At 54.3% G+C, this 15,275-nt stretch carries 18 protein-coding genes; 8 read left to right on the top strand and 10 right to left on the bottom strand.

The annotated features are described in order from the left end of the window. The first annotated feature begins 506 nt into the window (after positions 1-506). Both PA598K_RS06045 and PA598K_RS06040 read left to right on the top strand, forming a co-directional pair. Positions 507-1,061, top strand: a complete 555-nt coding sequence (locus tag PA598K_RS06045; RefSeq protein ID WP_128656070.1) for a helix-turn-helix transcriptional regulator — start codon at positions 507-509, stop codon at positions 1,059-1,061. Between the two features lie 111 nt (positions 1,062-1,172). Next, positions 1,173-1,997 (top strand): phytanoyl-CoA dioxygenase family protein, encoded by an 825-nt coding sequence (locus tag PA598K_RS06040; RefSeq protein ID WP_128656069.1) that lies wholly within the window; start codon positions 1,173-1,175, stop codon positions 1,995-1,997. 137 nt (positions 1,998-2,134) lie between these two features. Here PA598K_RS06040 and PA598K_RS06035 read toward each other — a convergent pair whose 3' ends face one another. The 3 genes from PA598K_RS06035 to PA598K_RS06025 form a co-directional block, all read right to left on the bottom strand. Continuing rightward, positions 2,135-3,157 carry a hypothetical protein gene (locus PA598K_RS06035; protein ID WP_128656068.1) on the bottom strand — a complete coding sequence of 341 codons (1,023 nt, stop codon included), beginning with the start codon at positions 3,155-3,157 and terminating at the stop codon, positions 2,135-2,137. After that, positions 3,138-3,653: an RNA polymerase sigma factor gene (locus PA598K_RS06030; RefSeq protein WP_128656067.1), complete on the bottom strand. Its 516-nt coding sequence runs from the start codon at positions 3,651-3,653 to the stop codon at positions 3,138-3,140. The genes PA598K_RS06035 and PA598K_RS06030 overlap by 20 nt, the downstream gene beginning before the upstream one ends. A gap of 154 nt (positions 3,654-3,807) precedes the next feature. Beyond that, positions 3,808-4,605: a phytanoyl-CoA dioxygenase family protein gene (locus PA598K_RS06025; RefSeq protein ID WP_185601612.1), complete on the bottom strand. Its 798-nt coding sequence runs from the start codon at positions 4,603-4,605 to the stop codon at positions 3,808-3,810. 120 nt (positions 4,606-4,725) lie between these two features. Between PA598K_RS06025 and PA598K_RS06020 the strand changes: the two genes are divergently transcribed. Next, positions 4,726-5,610, top strand: coding sequence for an AraC family transcriptional regulator (locus PA598K_RS06020; RefSeq protein WP_128656065.1), 885 nt, complete (start codon positions 4,726-4,728; stop codon positions 5,608-5,610). 36 nt (positions 5,611-5,646) lie between these two features. Here the strand turns inward: PA598K_RS06020 and PA598K_RS06015 are convergent, their stop codons facing one another. Continuing rightward, positions 5,647-6,249 carry a hypothetical protein gene (locus PA598K_RS06015; RefSeq protein WP_128656064.1) on the bottom strand — a complete coding sequence of 201 codons (603 nt, stop codon included), beginning with the start codon at positions 6,247-6,249 and terminating at the stop codon, positions 5,647-5,649. 84 nt (positions 6,250-6,333) lie between these two features. Between PA598K_RS06015 and PA598K_RS06010 the strand changes: the two genes are divergently transcribed. After that, entirely contained in the window at positions 6,334-6,654 is a 321-nt protein-coding gene (locus tag PA598K_RS06010) for an AraC family transcriptional regulator (protein ID WP_185601610.1), read from the top strand. On the opposite strand, the gene PA598K_RS06005 is transcribed toward PA598K_RS06010, so the two are convergent. Together PA598K_RS06005 and PA598K_RS06000 are read right to left on the bottom strand one after the other, a co-directional pair. After that, positions 6,651-7,103: a hypothetical protein gene (locus PA598K_RS06005; protein ID WP_260405293.1), complete on the bottom strand. Its 453-nt coding sequence runs from the start codon at positions 7,101-7,103 to the stop codon at positions 6,651-6,653. The two genes, PA598K_RS06010 and PA598K_RS06005, sit on opposite strands and share 4 nt — an antisense overlap. A gap of 132 nt (positions 7,104-7,235) precedes the next feature. Next, positions 7,236-7,781, bottom strand: coding sequence for a CDP-alcohol phosphatidyltransferase family protein (locus tag PA598K_RS06000; protein ID WP_221414099.1), 546 nt, complete (start codon positions 7,779-7,781; stop codon positions 7,236-7,238). A 545-nt stretch (positions 7,782-8,326) separates the two neighbouring features. Between PA598K_RS06000 and PA598K_RS05985 the strand changes: the two genes are divergently transcribed. From PA598K_RS05985 to PA598K_RS05970, 4 genes are all read left to right on the top strand, one after another. Then, positions 8,327-8,737, top strand: a complete 411-nt coding sequence (locus PA598K_RS05985) for a glycoside hydrolase family 9 protein (protein WP_307719865.1) — start codon at positions 8,327-8,329, stop codon at positions 8,735-8,737. Continuing rightward, the gene (locus PA598K_RS05980; RefSeq protein WP_128656059.1) at positions 8,738-9,232 is read left to right on the top strand and encodes a GyrI-like domain-containing protein; all 495 of its coding nucleotides are present in this window, start codon (positions 8,738-8,740) and stop codon (positions 9,230-9,232) included. Positions 9,233-9,360: 128 nt separating this feature from the next. After that, entirely contained in the window at positions 9,361-9,954 is a 594-nt protein-coding gene (locus tag PA598K_RS05975) for an ankyrin repeat domain-containing protein (protein WP_128656074.1), read from the top strand. Positions 9,955-10,206: 252 nt separating this feature from the next. Then, positions 10,207-10,545 (top strand): tRNA-binding protein, encoded by a 339-nt coding sequence (locus tag PA598K_RS05970; protein WP_128656058.1) that lies wholly within the window; start codon positions 10,207-10,209, stop codon positions 10,543-10,545. On the opposite strand, the gene PA598K_RS05965 is transcribed toward PA598K_RS05970, so the two are convergent. Genes PA598K_RS05965 through PA598K_RS05950 form a run of 4 tightly spaced genes read right to left on the bottom strand, consistent with a single transcriptional unit; the run spans position 10,546 to position 15,200 of the window. After that, positions 10,546-11,688 carry a glycosyltransferase WbsX family protein gene (locus PA598K_RS05965; RefSeq protein ID WP_128656057.1) on the bottom strand — a complete coding sequence of 381 codons (1,143 nt, stop codon included), beginning with the start codon at positions 11,686-11,688 and terminating at the stop codon, positions 10,546-10,548. Between the two features lie 7 nt (positions 11,689-11,695). Next, entirely contained in the window at positions 11,696-12,580 is an 885-nt protein-coding gene (locus PA598K_RS05960) for a carbohydrate ABC transporter permease (RefSeq protein WP_128656073.1), read from the bottom strand. A 23-nt stretch (positions 12,581-12,603) separates the two neighbouring features. Continuing rightward, positions 12,604-13,503 carry an ABC transporter permease gene (locus tag PA598K_RS05955; protein ID WP_128656056.1) on the bottom strand — a complete coding sequence of 300 codons (900 nt, stop codon included), beginning with the start codon at positions 13,501-13,503 and terminating at the stop codon, positions 12,604-12,606. A 26-nt stretch (positions 13,504-13,529) separates the two neighbouring features. Beyond that, the gene (locus PA598K_RS05950; protein WP_185601606.1) at positions 13,530-15,200 is read right to left on the bottom strand and encodes an extracellular solute-binding protein; all 1,671 of its coding nucleotides are present in this window, start codon (positions 15,198-15,200) and stop codon (positions 13,530-13,532) included. Positions 15,201-15,275 lie beyond the last annotated feature (75 nt).

The following is a 15,275-nucleotide window of genomic DNA, read 5'->3' as shown; positions in this document are numbered from 1 at the left end:
AACTGCACTTTTGCATTTAAATCCTGATTGAACGCGCTTTGAAGCCAAAATAGAGGTACTATTGCAGTTAAGCAAAACAGGGGACCGCATGAGAATCACTCCTACGCAGACCATGCGCGAATCGAGAACGGGAGCGAGCCTCAGCAAACAATTGTTTTTTCCTAATCTGACCAGGGGGTGAGCTTATCCATCTCGGTTCGTTAGAAGCACTGCAGCCGACGGTTAATTTTGCGAGCCGTTCCAGCGACATTACTGGAACCCATTTCGGCCTGCGCGTCATTCCGGATTATCAGATTTTCGGCGTCCTGAGCGGCAGAGCCGAGCTTCGTCTCGGCGCCGATACCTACGACCTGCAGAGCGGCGAAGCTGCCTATTACGGCAGTGCGCCCCACCTGCTGACGCTGACCGAGGATACGGAATATTACAGCCTGCACTTTCACTGGAACCGCCCGTCGCCGATCCCGGAGCACCCGGCGCACGGCATCCGTTATGTCCCGGAGCACGCCTTGGACCTCCCGGCCGATACGGACAGCATCGATCTTCATCTGTCGCACCGCCTGGCTGTGCCCTCCCGCTTCCCCCTCGCCGCGATCGCGCCGATCCTCGAACGGATCGTCAAGGAGTACAAGCAGGAGAAGCCTGGTTATCCGACCATGCTGCGGGCTTTGCTGATGGAGGGCTTGACGCTGTGGCTGCGTCAGACCGCCCAATCTGCCGGCGAACAATCGACGAAGATCGGCCCGGCCGTCCAGGCGCTGTCGGATCATCCAGAGCATCCCTGGAGCGTGCCGCAGCTGGCCGCGTTATGCGGCTATCATCCGATCTACTTTTCCAAGCTGTTCCGCGAGGAGATGGGCATGGCGCCCAAGACATTCCTCATCCAGGAGAAAATAAAAAAAGCGAAGCAGCTGCTGCTCGAGGGCATGAAGCTGGAGACGATTGCCGAGCAGCTGCAGTACGGGAGCCTCCACTATTTCAGCCATCACTTCAAAAAAGAAACCGGCCTGACGCCAACCCAGTTCAGACTGCAGGGCGGCGAAGCGACCGGACGGAAATCTTGAGAAAACGCAACCATTGCATTTCGTAATAGAAAATACAGCGGCGTCCCGATCCCCTACAATAGGCTTAAGCAACACCCTACTAGCCTAAGTTGAAAAGGAGCCTGGATTCCTATGCTAAATGCACAGCAAGTGGCCCAGTTTGAGAAAGACGGTTTTCTTAAGGGAGATATCGTATTAGACGATGAGCAGGTCGAGCGGCTGCGCGAAGAGCTGGATCTCGTCATCGCAGGCAAGTCCGTCAAGAAACCCGTGCTCAATCATAATATGCTGAGCGCCGAAAGCGACGCCCTGTACAAAAATATGAAGATGAGCGTCAATGAGAAGGTCGTGCAGATCGTCAACATATGGATGGCCAGCGATCTGTTCCTGCAGCATGCCAAGCATCCGGTCATCACCGAGGAGATCGCCCAGCTATGCGCCTCCGACACCATCCGCATCTGGCATGATCAAATCCAATACAAACCGCCGGTATCGGGCGGGCCGACGGGCTGGCATCAGGATCATCCGCTCTGGCCGATCATCCAGCCTGCCGACCTGGTCAGCGCCTGGGTCGCTCTCGACGATGCCGTCATCGAGAACGGCTGCATGTGGATGGTACCCGGCAGCCACAAGTGGGGCGATCATCAGAAGTATCTCGCTAACACGCCTGATTTCAAGCCGTATCACAAGCAGCCGGAGCTGCTGCCCGAAGGCGCGGTCGTCGAGGCTGTCCCGTTTGAGATCAAGAAGGGGCAGGTCGGCTACCATCATTCGCTCACCTGGCACGGCAGTCCCCACAACCGTTCCCAGCTCAAGCGGCGCGCGATCGCCGTCCACTACATGCCCGGTCATACGCGCTACGAGCCGACCACGCGGCACCCGATGCTGGACTACGTGGAGGTTGCGCAAGGCGAAATATTGAAAGGTGAGCATTTCCCGGTGGTCTATCAGGCTTAGGCTGCCGCCGCTCTCGCCTCCCGGTGGCGCACCCGCTTCCCGGAGCAGATGTACTTACGTCAGCTTCGGGAAACAGCGGGCTCGTCAGACGATATAGCAACAGCCATTCAAAAGCTGCTCATCGATTCTCCCTTAGCTCAACGAATTGCAATTTCCGTATCAAAAAAAACGATTGATGAGATTTCCTTATCATTAATGACGTGTTCAAACCTTTTGACTGTAAATAAATAGCGATGACTTTCACTCAAGTGTATTCCGTTCAATAAACTCGTCGTTTCTGATGTGCCGTCCTGGTACTTTATTGTAATCGGGTAGTCATCCAGGTTTTGATTCAATCCGATTTCCTTTAATGGCCCTGCAGCCTGATGGATTACATCCATTGAACTGCTCTCAATTTTTAACGAAATGGAGATGGGAGAGATAGAGATCGATTGGAGAATCGCCTCGTGACCAAACATGGATATCTTTTTGTTGACCTCATAGAGCATCGAGTACTCCGTAAAGCCCAACTGAAGCTCTGTTTCCCAATCACCGCCTATGACCGTTTTGAAGTGGCCTGGATATGGATCTGACGCCTGTAAATCCTCGACCTTGAAATGGACCTTTTGACCGGCAATCGAATTTTTCGTAAAGATACTCATCACCAAGCTGATTTTATTGTCGCTTGGATGACTGTCATCGACCACTTCAAATTCTACGCTCTGATAGCTCTGATCGGTCGTTAGATCATAGTCGGCAAAACGATACCGCGCTGCGTCTAGTAACGTCCCTTCTGGTGCAATAAAGTCCATTAAAATATAGGTCAAATGATGATCGCCGATCACTTGCTTTATTTCGAGCGTCCCGTTTTTGTTTTTAATCTGTTTATCAACGACGTAGGCGCCATTTGACAAAGCTTGTGTCTGCTCGCTATTTGGCTTCAGATAGTTCCTGAACATGTCGTCCAGCCCCATATATGCTGCTGCCCAAGCGGTTGTAGTCAAACAAATGGTCACCACGGCAACCAGCAGAATGACTTTAAATCGCTTTGAGGGGGGGAGAATTCTAGCCTGCTTGCCCTCGTCCTGACGATTCGCCAAGATGTGATGAAGCATTTTTTCTTTTTGGCTGTTTTTAGGGGTTAACATTTCAAAAAGCTGATTAATATTGTTGTGGCTCAAGGCCGTTCCCTCCCAAATCCAATTTAAGACGCTGCCGTCCTCTGGACAGTCGGGTCTGAATCGTGCTTTCTTTGCATTCCAGCAGCTCTGAAATCTCCTTGATCGAGTACGCCTCGAAGTAATAAAGATACAAAACGGTTTTGTATTTTTCGGGAAGTGCCAGCAGTCTGGCAAGCACCTTTCCCGGCGGCTCATCGCCATTCCATGAAGGAACCTCCGGCAAAGCATCCAAGGCTACCCGACGCGTTCTCCACCAGTTTTTCAGCATGTCCTTGCAGTAGTTTCTCGCGGTGACCGTCAACCATGCTTTTTCGTGCCCGCGGTCATGGAACATCATTTGTGATCTGATCAGCTTAAGGAACACAGATTGAACAGCATCTTCTGCATCAACGGGATTTTTCAAATATAGATAACAGAGCCTGTAGACCAGGTCTGCATGCCGTTGATAGAGTTCAGCCAATTCTTTATCCGTCCACAATAAAGAATGGTTCTCCATTTTTTCGCCTCCTGTATATAACACGATTGGAGACCTGAAAAAATCTCATTTTCACAGAAATCCATCCCTACTAAAATTTTAACACGAAAACAGCCCCGCCAAAGGGCGAGGCTGCTCGAAGAAGTCATCTATTATACTGCGCAGCTCCCAGCACTTACGCCAGCTTCGGGAACAGCGGACCTGCCAGACGTTCGCCGGCCACCAGGCCTTGATCCTTGGTCACCGCATGATCGGCGCCGCTGAACTGCGTGCCGTCCTCGAAGTAGATGATCGCCAGCGCCCGGCGCGGCTGGTCGGTGTGATTGGAGTGCGCGTAGTGGAACGTCATGCCGTCGTGGAACGTGCAGCTGCCCGCCTTCATGCGGACGATGACCGCCGTGTTGCGATCCATATCGCTGGCGCCTTGCTGGGCGAAGATATCCTCCGGCGTGACGAGATCGACCGACTTCAGATTGCGGATACGCTGCGACTTCGGCACGAACATCATGCAGCCGTTATGCTCGTCTACATCGTCCAGCGCGATCCAGATCGAGAAGCCGTGGAGCGGCCTGGACTCGTCGACCGACATCGGCCAGTACGGACGATCCTGATGCCAGGGCGTCGGCTTGGAGTCGCCGGGCATTTTGAACAGCGCATGGTCGTGGAACAGACGCACCCCTGCGAAGCCTGTCAGCTGCTTGCCGAGATCGGCGAAGCGGTCGCCGAGCACGAATCTCGCCATGCCGCCGTGATCGCGCCACGTGTTGACGCGTTGATTCAGTACTTTGTAGTACGCGCCTCCGCTGGCATCTGTCTGCAGGGAGTTGCCGCCTGTATGGCCCATCGTTTCGTTCAGACAGTTGCGAAGCTCCTCCAGCTCCTCCGGCGACAGCACATTGTCGATCTGGACGAAGCCGTTTTCCTGGTAGTAGGCGATCTGCTCCTCGGTAGCTTGCACTTTCGTATGCAACATATCGTTCATTCCCCTCTCGGCTGTGGATAGCTTTACTTTACACTCGCAACCGTTTACAATCTTGGGGGATATGATCGAATACTAAGACGATCTGCCAAATCTGCTGAGGAGGGAAGCCGCATGACGATCTACGAAGGACAGCAATTTTTTGCGGACGCTGACTTTCCCTTCTATATCGACCGGTACACGATCAAGCGCGGCGAGCTGATCCCGCCCCACGCCCACAAATTTGTCGAATTCGTCTATGTCGTCAGCGGCAACGCAGTCCATGAGTGGAGCGACAGACGTCACGCGCTGGCCCCTGGCGACGTATTCGCCATCGAGCCCGACACGTACCATAGCTATATCGGCTCGCCGAACGAGGAGACGGTCGTCTACAATATCTTGTTCGAGCGCGAGCTGCTGCGCAGGGAGCTGGAGTCGCTGCTGCATGTCCCGGCGTTTATCGACTTCTTCTATCTGGCGCCGTTCCTGCGCAATCACGCCTCCTTCGTCCCGTATACGCCGCTGAAAGCCTATCACCGCACCCAGATCGACGGGCATCTGCGGACGATGCTCCAGGAGTACCAGGAGCGTCGCGACGGCTTCCAGCTCATCATCAAGAATCGCTGGATCGAATGCATGGTGCTGCTCAGCCGCTATCACGCCGAGATCCAAAACGAGACCCCGACATCCCGGGACTTGTCCAAGGATGAATGGATCTCGTCGATTCGCAACTTCGTCGAGCTGAACTGCGATCGCGACTTGTCGCTTGCGCAGCTTGCGAGCACCTGCGGCATGAGCGTCTCCTCCTTCACCGCCAAGTTCAAGCAGGCGACAGGCCACAGTCTGCTCGACTACAAGCATGCCGCCCAGATCGCCCGGGCTTGCCGGATGCTGGCCGAAGGCGATATGAAAATCGCCGCTATCGCTTACGAGGCTGGCTTCCGCGACGTCAGCTTCTTCAATCGCATCTTCCGCAAGCATACTGGCATGACGCCAAGAGCCTATCGCAACGGTCATTAGGAAACACAGTCTGATTACAAACCAGACTGCGTTTCCTTACATTCTTCTCCTCACAAAAAAATAAATCCCTCCCCCAATGATGACAATACCAGCTATCGAAACCGAAGCAGCAAGAATGATGCTCTTTTTTCCTGATCCCCATTCTGGTGCAGCTTGATCCGGTATTTGGACTGGACGCTGGTGATTCGATGCATATTGCTGAATAAGCTCCTCTGTCTCTACTTTATCTTTGTGCATACTAACAATCGCATAAGCATCCTCTTCGACTAAGGCAGTTTCCCTATCCGAATGTAGAAATTCAGGTGATGAGCCGATCTTCTTCAAAAAAAAGATATACGATTCTCCTTGCCGAAATTTCATTGAAACATCCGGGCACTCGTCTTGTTTTGTCTTCCGACTGGATTCTGTAGAAGGCAAATGTACAATTTTAGGAGCAGTACCCGGTCCAACATAATGAATGACCTTAACGGTAGGCTTCCTCTCATTATTAGTGCTACTCAATACTTCTCCATGAATGATTGCTATCGATTCTTGGGCCAATTCCTCATAAGACCAAGGCTTCGGGCTACACGCACTCGCAACCTGCAAATCCAAGAGAAGAAACAGAACGATGGCCAGTGACATAAAAAGTCTAAACAATAACCTCCCTCCCTTTTGTAACTCTATATTTATTAAACGTAGTCAGAATATCTAGTGTTACCCCGTATTTCCTGATGGTCTATGATGAAATATGGACGTCCAGGAATACCGGGAGCGGACGACGGCTTCCAGTTCATCATCAAAAACTGCTGGATCGAATGCATGGTGCTGCTCAGCCGATATCACGCCGAGATCCAAAGCGAGACCCCGACATCCCGGGACTTGAGCAAGGATGAATGGATCTCGTCGATTCGCAACTTCGTGGAGTTGAACTGCGATCGCGAATTATCGCTTGCCCAGCTGGCAGGCACCTGCGGCATGAGCGTCTTCTCCGTCAGCTTCTTCAATCGCATCTTCCGCAAGCACATCGGCACGACGCCGAGAGCCTATCGCAACGGTCATTAGGTCGCTGGCCAGCTCATCCGGGACGAAGCGGCGATCACCTCGACATAGCTGTCATAGCCGATGACGAGATAATGCTTCAGGCCAAACCGATTGCGCGGATCGAAGAGGCTTCCTCTCTCCTGCAGAATCGGCGATTCCGCCACCTGATAGAAGCCAGGATCGGGGTGATAACCGTGGGCTTCCCAGAAGGCGAGCGGATCGTCGTTGGTGGCGTTGCCTCTGACCTCGACCTGACCGGCATGGCATTCAAAGAAATTAAGCGTCGTACATCGCAGCTCGGCTACCGTGTCAAAATGCAGCTCCGCCTCTCTATAGCGATCCAGAGCGATGTCCTCGCGCGTTTGCCCATCGATGAGCAGCGTCACGCCCCCCGATTCGGTATACGTCGCCTTCAGATCGGTGGTCGAGATGCGAAAATCGACTTGCTCAGGGATTAATACGATGGTCATGGGGGTCCTCCATTTCCGAGCAGCGATTGCCCCACTCTTTTGCCGCACTGGCTCCGCTCTCGTTCTTGCCCTGCTCCATAATCCTAATCTATACTCCGTACGCCTGTCCTTGCGTTACGCTTCTCCCCCACCTTACCGGTGTACCGCAGAACGCCCGAGTAAGCAACGCCGATTGAGATCCAGCGTGGGCGAGGTGAGGTGAATCAATGTCTCCTCGATTGCCGCAACCGCAGCAATCAGACAAATCGGCCAGAGCAATGCCAACGCCCCCAGCCCGATAAACAGCGGTGCCACAAACAAAAGCAGCCCGGTCAGCTTATTACCCCAGGTGTGGATAATGGCAAAAACATGATACTTGCAGGCAGCAATCACCAGGTTGGCCACCCGAATCCCGGCAATCAGGCACAACCAGGGCAGGAAGGTCCACAGGTCCTCGCCAAGCCAACTGAAGCAGGCGCTTAAGATAACGGCGGTCAGCAGCAGATCAGCCACAGAATCGAGACGCGCGCCAAAGTTGCTTTCCGTATGCGTTCGGCGGGCAATATAGCCGTCCAGCACATCGCTCAGTCCACTCAGCAAATAGAGGATGAGGAACGCCATCCGGTTCTCATACGTAAAGACCAACCCCACAAGCACGACCAGTAAAACAATCCGGCTTACCGAAATCCAATTCGCCACATGCCGCAAGCTCCCGCCCCCTTGTGCCCGCTCCGCTGCCTTCCCTTTCTCATCCCCAAAAGGGTATCCTCCAACTTTTCCCGCATCCGAACTCATCAGGCCAGACTTACCTCAATCTCCTTGACGTACACGGCTGTTCCGCTGATCGCAACCTCCGACCCGGACACGGTTACCTCGACCTGGCCTTCCCGGCCGATTTCATGCCCCTGCTCGACCTTAAGCTTAAGCGGAGAGACGCCCTTAGCTTAATCATACCCCATAGACTGGAAGGTTGCCTATACGCTGCATCCGATACCCTTTATAATGAATGGGGATTACACAACACGAAGTCAGGATGCGAATGAACGGTATTGGGCGGCGGCCGAGCTCTTCCGCACGACCGATCGAGCGGGATACTATACGGCGCAGCAAGCGCTCGTGGCCCAGGATTCCTCAAGTATAGCCTGGGCTTGGCGGACAACGACGGATACGGCGCCCTCGCGTGCCTGCTGCTGCCGCAGGACAAGCTGGATGCCGCTTGGCGGGCTGAGCTGCTGGCCGAATGACTGGCCGAAGCGGACAAGCTGGTTCAGTGCTGTGAGGTCGACGGCTATCGCATCTCACTGACGCCCGACGATTACATCTGGGGCAGCAATATGGTGGTGATGAACCACGCGATGCTCTTGCTCCTCGCCCACCGCTTTAGCAGCGAAGCAATCTATCGGGAGGCTGCGCTTGAGCATGTCCACTATCTGCTGGGCCGCAACGCACTCGACATCAGCTATGTCAGCGGCTTCGGCGACCGCCCGGTGCGCAGCATGCACTACCGCCCCTCCGTCGCCGCCGGACTGGACACGCCGCTCGGTCTTGTTGCCGGTGGGCCCAATGCCGGGCTGCATGACGAATACGCCAAGGCGCATCTGCAAAATCAAGCGCCGGCATATGGAGGAATAAAAGGAAAGAAAGGGATGGGATAGATGAATGTTCTCTATGTTGAAAAGCCGTCGTTTACCGTCATCGGCAAGCTGGGATGCGGCAAGGCGAAGGAAGTCGCCGACTGGCTACCGCCCTTGTGGCAGGCCGCTAACGGCAGCTTCAGTGAGATCAGCGAATGGGCCAAGCGGGATGAAGCAGGTAATCTCGTCGGCCTTTGGGGTGCGATGAGCGATGTCGAGGAATCCTTTGCCGTCTGGAACGAGCAAGGCAAATACCTGGCCGGTTGCGAGGTGGAGGATGACGCGGAAGCCCCGGAGAATTGGACCAAGTGGGTGATTCCCGGTTCCCGCTACGCGGTAGCTCTCTGTACGCTGGACACCTACCTGGATGTATTCACGAGAACCAAAGCGGATTTGGCCGAAGCCGGTCTGCCGATCGTCGGGGCCGTCCATGAATTTTATGACCCGAAGGACACAAGCGGCGATGTTTATTTGTACTTCCCGGTAGCCCGCTTGAACAAACGACAGGAGAGATAGCAATGGGCAGGTTGCGTCTACTCCCGCTGCTGCTGGCCGTGCTTATTGGATGTGCCGGATGCAGCGGAAGTGCCGGACTGATGAAGGAGAACGCAGAGGAAAACCAACTACAGGAGGAGATCATGCAGGTGAACGAACAATTAATCGCAGCGGCGGAGCGCGGAGATACCGATGAGGTGTTGCGATTGCTGGAGGCCGGAGCGGATATACAGGCACAAGACGAAAGCGGCCGAACGGCGGTCGTCGCCGCGACCTATGGCAATCATGCCGAGACGGTCGAGGCGCTAATCACACAGGGTGCCGATATCAATATTCGCGATCATCTGCTAAACAATGTGCTGCTGTATGCCGGGGCATCCGGGTATCTGGACATTGTGAGGCTGGCGATCGAGGCGGGAGCGGATACGAAGCTGACCAACCGCTTCGGCGGGACAGCGCTTATCCCCGCCGCTGATCGAGGGCATGTCGAGGTCGTCCAATATCTGCTCGAGCAGTCCGATGTCGACATCGACCATATTAACAACCTGGGGTGGACGGCGCTGCTGGAGGCGGTCATCCTCGGCGACGGCGGGGAGCGGCATCAGACGATCGTCAAGCTGCTGCTGGACCATGGCGCCGATCCATCCATCGCCGACCGCGAGGGCGTCACGCCGCTGGCGCATGCCCAGTCGCGGGGCTTTACAGAAATGGCCGCCATACTGAAGGCGGCAAGTCGCTCTTAACTATTAAAAAAAGGTGTTAACATCATCGCGCCCGAATGACTGCCCTCAAAAGACCGAAGAGGCACGGGATCGAATCTGTAGAAGCGAAGCTTATGCTTACGAAGTCGCTTTCTTACAGAAAGCGTGTAGTCCCCGGATTTCAACCGCTAAAGCGGTGAACAATCAAGAAATCTGGGGACAACAGCGATCGGAAGATCGATCCCGTGACCGTAGGCTTTGTTTTGAGGGCAGTCTGGGAGAAGGAGTACATCAATGACAACGATAGCATGGGAAGATTTCATGAAGGTAGAGCTGCGCGTCGGCCGCATCATCGAGGTCGAGCCGTTCCCCGAAGCACGCAAGCCAGCCTACAAGCTGCTGCTCGACTTCGGACCAGACATCGGACAGCGCAAATCAAGCGCCCAGATTACCGGCCTCTATACCCCCGATGATTTGCTGGGCAAGCTGGTCGTGGCGGTGGTCAACTTCCCGCCCAAGCAGATCGGACCGATGATGTCCGAGTGCCTGGTGACGGGATTTCACAATGAGCAAGGCGATGTCGCCCTGTGCGTCCCCGACCAATCGGTGCCGCCGGGCACGCGTTTGCTATAATTACGGTTTGCTGCCAAACACGCGTCGGACGGCTTCGAGATAACCGGTTCCGTGTACGAGGTCAGGCTCCAAATAGCTGCCCTCGGTCCATTCGTTCCAAGCGTTAATCGTCATGAGACGCGGGCCGTTCGCTTGGCGTTCGAGATTGGCTTTCGTACGTTGCAGCGCAATCTCGAACGCTTCAGGCGTGTTGCCACCGACCGTAGGCATATATTGGTAGCCGATGGGCTCGTAGACGTCGGACTGGACGGTGCGCGGACTCGTGTCCCATCCCATCGTGACATTAGGATAATACGGAAGCTTGAACTCGGAGGCCAGTGCTTCGGCTTTGACAAGCGCCTGATCGCGCCAGTCCTCGTAGGAGGATACCGGAAAAGTATCAAGCCCCACATGGTGCAGCCAGACGTAGGAAGTTACGCTATCGAATCCGAGGACGTCCAGCATTTCGTTCGGATTCGTAATTTCCTTTTCTCCTGGTAAAATCTGCACGCCCCATACGACCGCGTTCAGATGAAGCTCTCCCAAGCCAGCGCTGCGCACACGCTCACGGAAATGATGCAGCACGCGCTTGGTATTGGCTATGCCGCCCAAGCCTTGGACGAGATTAATCAGCTCGTAGATCGAGAAGTACAATCCGCCCTCTACGCGCCAATAGGAAGGATGACTGAAATAATGCCGAATCATGTGCTCCGTCGCTGCTCTAAAAGCTTGTTCCGTCACGCTTCCCGATGCCAGCGTAGCCGGTTGCAGCGCGCGTGACAGTGGATGGATGTCGAGCCAATCGTGATTGGCCCACATCAGCGCGAACTTGAGTCGGTCCACATTGCTCGCCTGGAGGAAGCCATCTTCCAGCGCGCGTTGCAAGTAGGGCCCGTCCTCGTACCAGTACCAATCGAATATAAAGCCATCGAGCCCATGGTCGGCAGCCGTATCGATCTTATGAGCCATGACTTCCGGATTGGCCTCGTCTCCGAAGCCCCAGGCGGGAAGCTTGGGCTGCGCGTGACCAGCAAAACGCGGCTCCGCGCGCTTCACAAGCTCCCACTCCGTCCAGCCTGAGCCATGCCACTTGTCGTTGCGGGCATCGCGATGATAGTTGGGGAAATAGTAAGCGGCAACTTCAATATTTCGGTTAGCGGTCATTTCGTTTTCACTCCTTTACGCTGCCCAGCGTAATCCCTTGAATAAAATGCTTCTGAAGAAATGGATAGAGCACCAAAATCGGAAACGAGGCGAGGAAGATTTGAGCCGCCTTTGCCGTTTGGTCGGAAATTTGCGATAGCTGCTTCAACTCTTCCATCGTTGTCATCAGGCTCGGGTCGCGATTGATGACGACCGTCTGCAAATACGTCTGCAGCGGATAGCCGGTTGGACTGTTCATATAGATCAGCCCGTCGAACCAGGCGTTCCAGTGGCCCACGCAGGAAAATAGCAGCAACGTGGCGAGCGCTGGCTTGGCGAGCGGAACGACGACCCGCCACAGCACGGCCCAGTGTCCCGCTCCGTCGACATGCGCAGCCTCGAACAGCTCCTTTGGCTGGGAGCGAATAAAATTCAGCAGTAGAATGACGTTAAATACGGGGACCGCGCCTGGCAAGATAAGCGCCATCATGCTGTCGAGCAAGCCGAGCTGCTTGATGACCATGAAGGTCGGGATCAAGCCGCCGGAAAACAGAATCGTCATGACGAAAAACCAGGCGTATACGCTTCTCCAGCGGAACTGCCGAACCTCCTTGGATAACGGATACGCGACAATAATCGTCAAAAACATGTTCACAACGGCGCCGAGAACGACTCGCTGTATAGAAACGAGAAAGCTGCGAATGAACTCGGGCTTGGCGAAGGCATATTCGTAGGACGACAAGGTGAAATCTATCGGCCACAGCGTCACATATCCCGCGGTCGCAGCGGCGCTGGAGCTGAACGATATCGCCAGCACATGCAACAGCGGTAAAATGCACAGCAGCGAAACAAGCGACAGAAAGATCGTATTCGCCCATCCGAACAGGCGTCTTGGAATACTAAGGACATGCATCGCGATCACTCATTTCTATCTTCTTAAAAAATTCTGTAGTTGGCCAGGCGATAGGCTAACGTATACGATATGGTAATGAGAATGAGCGAGATGACAGATTTGAACAGTCCGATAGCTGTCGCCAGCTCATACTGCATATCAACAAGACCCATACGATAGACGAGCGTGTCGATAATATCGCCTGTGCTGTACACTTGCGGGCTGTATAAATTGAATACTTGATCAAAGCCCGCGTTGAGGACGTTGCCGAGGCTGAGCGTCGCCATCAGCACGATGATCGGCAGCATGCCGGGCAGCGTAACATGCCAGGTTTGCCGCCAACGATTAGCGCCGTCGATGAGCGCGGCTTCGTATAGCACCGGATTGATGGAAGTAATCGCTGCCAAGAAGACAATTGTCGAAAATCCAAACTCCTTCCAGATGTCCGTGACGACAAGCACGTATGGGAACCAGTGCTCATTTCCCAGGAAATAGACAGGCGACAGTCCTGCCCACGACAGCAGTCGATTGACGATTCCCGTCGAAGGAGACAAAATGTCGATCAGTACGCCGCCGAGTATGATCCACGACAGGAAGTGAGGCAGGTAGACAATCGTTTGCACCGAGCGCTTGAAGGCAGCTTTGCGCACTTCGTTGAGCAGTAGCGCGAAGATGACTGGCACGATCAGACCGAGGATGATTTTCATGCAGGCGATATAAGTCGTATTCCACAACACCTGTTTGAAGTTGGGCAGTTGAAACAAATATTCGAAATGCTCCAGCCCTACAAACTCCGATTGAAAGAAGCCTTTGTTCGGATGGAAATTCTCGAAAGCGATCAGTATTCCCGTCATCGGGTAGTAGCAAAAGACGAGCACGATCAACACGCCGGGCAACAGCATGATGTGCAGCGGCAGCTCGCTCAGCGACTTCAGCTTGGTCATTATCCTATCCCCTGTTCTATTGCGCGTTACTTTGTCCGGCTGTTAACTTCCTTTGTCATATCGTCTCCACCGAGCTTCTTCCAGTTGGCGACGAATTGATCGAATGAATCGATGGATGCGCTTCCGCTAATGATCTTGGTAAATGTCTCCAGCTCCAGCGTTTCGAGGGTCGTGCCCTTCTTGAGCATCGTCTCGGTCGGAGCGCCCAGAAACTCATTGACGACGGTCAGGCCGTTCTTGTCGTAGCCATCCTCGACGCTGAGGGCGCCTTCCGGACCCGACCATTTATAGCTGCCATAGAAGGTGGTGTCGCCTTCCAGGAACTTGGTGACCGAGTTGTAATTGTCCGCGCCGTCGAAGCTCAGTCCTTCCGCGCTTTTCGCTTCCAAGCCCTTCATGACGTCACGGTAAATGTTGATGTTCTGCAGCGGGTGTTGTGCGGCGACGGCAGCGTACATGTAGGCCGTCTCGACGTTGTCGCCATGGAAATCCATGTCGCGGCCGTCCGGACCGTAAGCCTTGTTCAGATTGTAGTTCATCAGCTTAACAACCGCTTCCGGATTAGCCGAGCCTTTCTTCACGACATAGAAAGCGACTGCTCCGTTGCCCATCAGCGACTTGCCCGAGCTTCCATCCGCCGTAACGATCGGGTATGGGTTCCAATTGGCCTTTTGATCGTTCTTAAAGCCGTCCGGCAACGGCCAGAAGGCGTTCCAGTGTTGGCCGTAGAACATGCCGATTTTGCCGGAGGTAATGGATTCGTTCACTTTGTTGGCATCCTGAACGCCGAATTCGGGATCGATCAATCCCGCCTTGAACATCTCTTGAAGCTTGCCAAGCGCGACTTTCATTTCCGGCTGGATGGAGCCGTATACGATCTGTCCATCTGCGCCCTTCACCCATGCTTTTGGGTATGCCTGCAAGCCGTAGGACAATCCCCCGATGCCCGCGTAGCCAGCGAACAGATCTTTGCCCAAGCCGAGGCCGTACGTTCTCGGATTGCCGCTAGGCTTCTGTGCAACGAAGGCTTCGGCGATTTTTTGCACGTCGTCCAGCGTCTTCGGCGCAGGTAAATCCACGGCTTGCAGCCAGTCCTCGCGAATCCACAGCATCTGCGTGCTGTCAAGCGTCGAGGTGGTCGAAGGAATCGCCATTAATCGTCCATTCGAGGATGCTGCATTGATGCCTATGCCGCCATCGCCCTCGATGATTTGCTTGGTGAGCGGCGTGGCAAAGTTCTGATAAACGTCTGTCAGATCCTCGATCATATCGGCATCGATGAGCTTCTGAAGCTGAGTCAGATCGACCTGAAAAATGTCAGGCAACGTATTTGAGGTAATGGCCACATTCAGCTTTTGAGCGTATTGGGTTTCGGGTACGCTCCATTCGTTGGACAGCTTGATGCCGAGATCTGATTCGTAGCCACGGTACCAGATGTTATCGTCGATGGACTGCCCTTCAGCGAATTTAATCGAGCTGTTCAAGCTTCTGATCGTCGAGAGCTGAATCGGCGGGTCGTATTTTCCGAGCGGATCGGCAGCTTCCTCGGAGGGCTGTACCGGTGTCGTGGCAGATTCAGAGGCCTCTTCCGATGGCGGAGACGAAGAAGAGCCGGTCAGATTCGAGTTGTTGCCGGAGCTGCAAGCGGCAATAACAAGCGTGAATACAAGGACTAGCGTTACGTACAAGCGTTTCATGGTATCCCCCCAGCATTTGTATGCGACTTTGGTGAAGCAGCAGATGATCATCTATCTCTTATGATAGCGGAGCGG

It is taken from the genome of Paenibacillus sp. 598K (assembly GCF_003851045.1).
Classification (GTDB): Bacteria; Bacillota; Bacilli; order Paenibacillales; family Paenibacillaceae; genus Paenibacillus_D.
This window is presented reverse-complemented; position numbering and strand designations above follow the sequence as displayed.

What these genes read in the sequence shown, in the direction of transcription:
- PA598K_RS06030 (WP_128656067.1), bottom strand. Translation starts at nt 3,653, where the DNA reads ATGGAGAACCATTCTTTATTGTGGACGGATAAAGAATTGGCTGAACTC.
- PA598K_RS06010 (WP_185601610.1), top strand. Translation starts at nt 6,334, where the DNA reads ATGAAATATGGACGTCCAGGAATACCGGGAGCGGACGACGGCTTCCAG.
- PA598K_RS06005 (WP_260405293.1), bottom strand. Translation starts at nt 7,103, where the DNA reads ATGACCATCGTATTAATCCCTGAGCAAGTCGATTTTCGCATCTCGACC.
- PA598K_RS05970 (WP_128656058.1), top strand. Translation starts at nt 10,207, where the DNA reads ATGACAACGATAGCATGGGAAGATTTCATGAAGGTAGAGCTGCGCGTC.
- PA598K_RS06040 (WP_128656069.1), top strand. Translation starts at nt 1,173, where the DNA reads ATGCTAAATGCACAGCAAGTGGCCCAGTTTGAGAAAGACGGTTTTCTT.
- PA598K_RS05960 (WP_128656073.1), bottom strand. Translation starts at nt 12,580, where the DNA reads ATGCATGTCCTTAGTATTCCAAGACGCCTGTTCGGATGGGCGAATACG.
- PA598K_RS05965 (WP_128656057.1), bottom strand. Translation starts at nt 11,688, where the DNA reads ATGACCGCTAACCGAAATATTGAAGTTGCCGCTTACTATTTCCCCAAC.
- PA598K_RS05955 (WP_128656056.1), bottom strand. Translation starts at nt 13,503, where the DNA reads ATGACCAAGCTGAAGTCGCTGAGCGAGCTGCCGCTGCACATCATGCTG.
- PA598K_RS06025 (WP_185601612.1), bottom strand. Translation starts at nt 4,605, where the DNA reads ATGTTGCATACGAAAGTGCAAGCTACCGAGGAGCAGATCGCCTACTAC.
- PA598K_RS05980 (WP_128656059.1), top strand. Translation starts at nt 8,738, where the DNA reads ATGAATGTTCTCTATGTTGAAAAGCCGTCGTTTACCGTCATCGGCAAG.
- PA598K_RS05950 (WP_185601606.1), bottom strand. Translation starts at nt 15,200, where the DNA reads ATGAAACGCTTGTACGTAACGCTAGTCCTTGTATTCACGCTTGTTATT.
- PA598K_RS06020 (WP_128656065.1), top strand. Translation starts at nt 4,726, where the DNA reads ATGACGATCTACGAAGGACAGCAATTTTTTGCGGACGCTGACTTTCCC.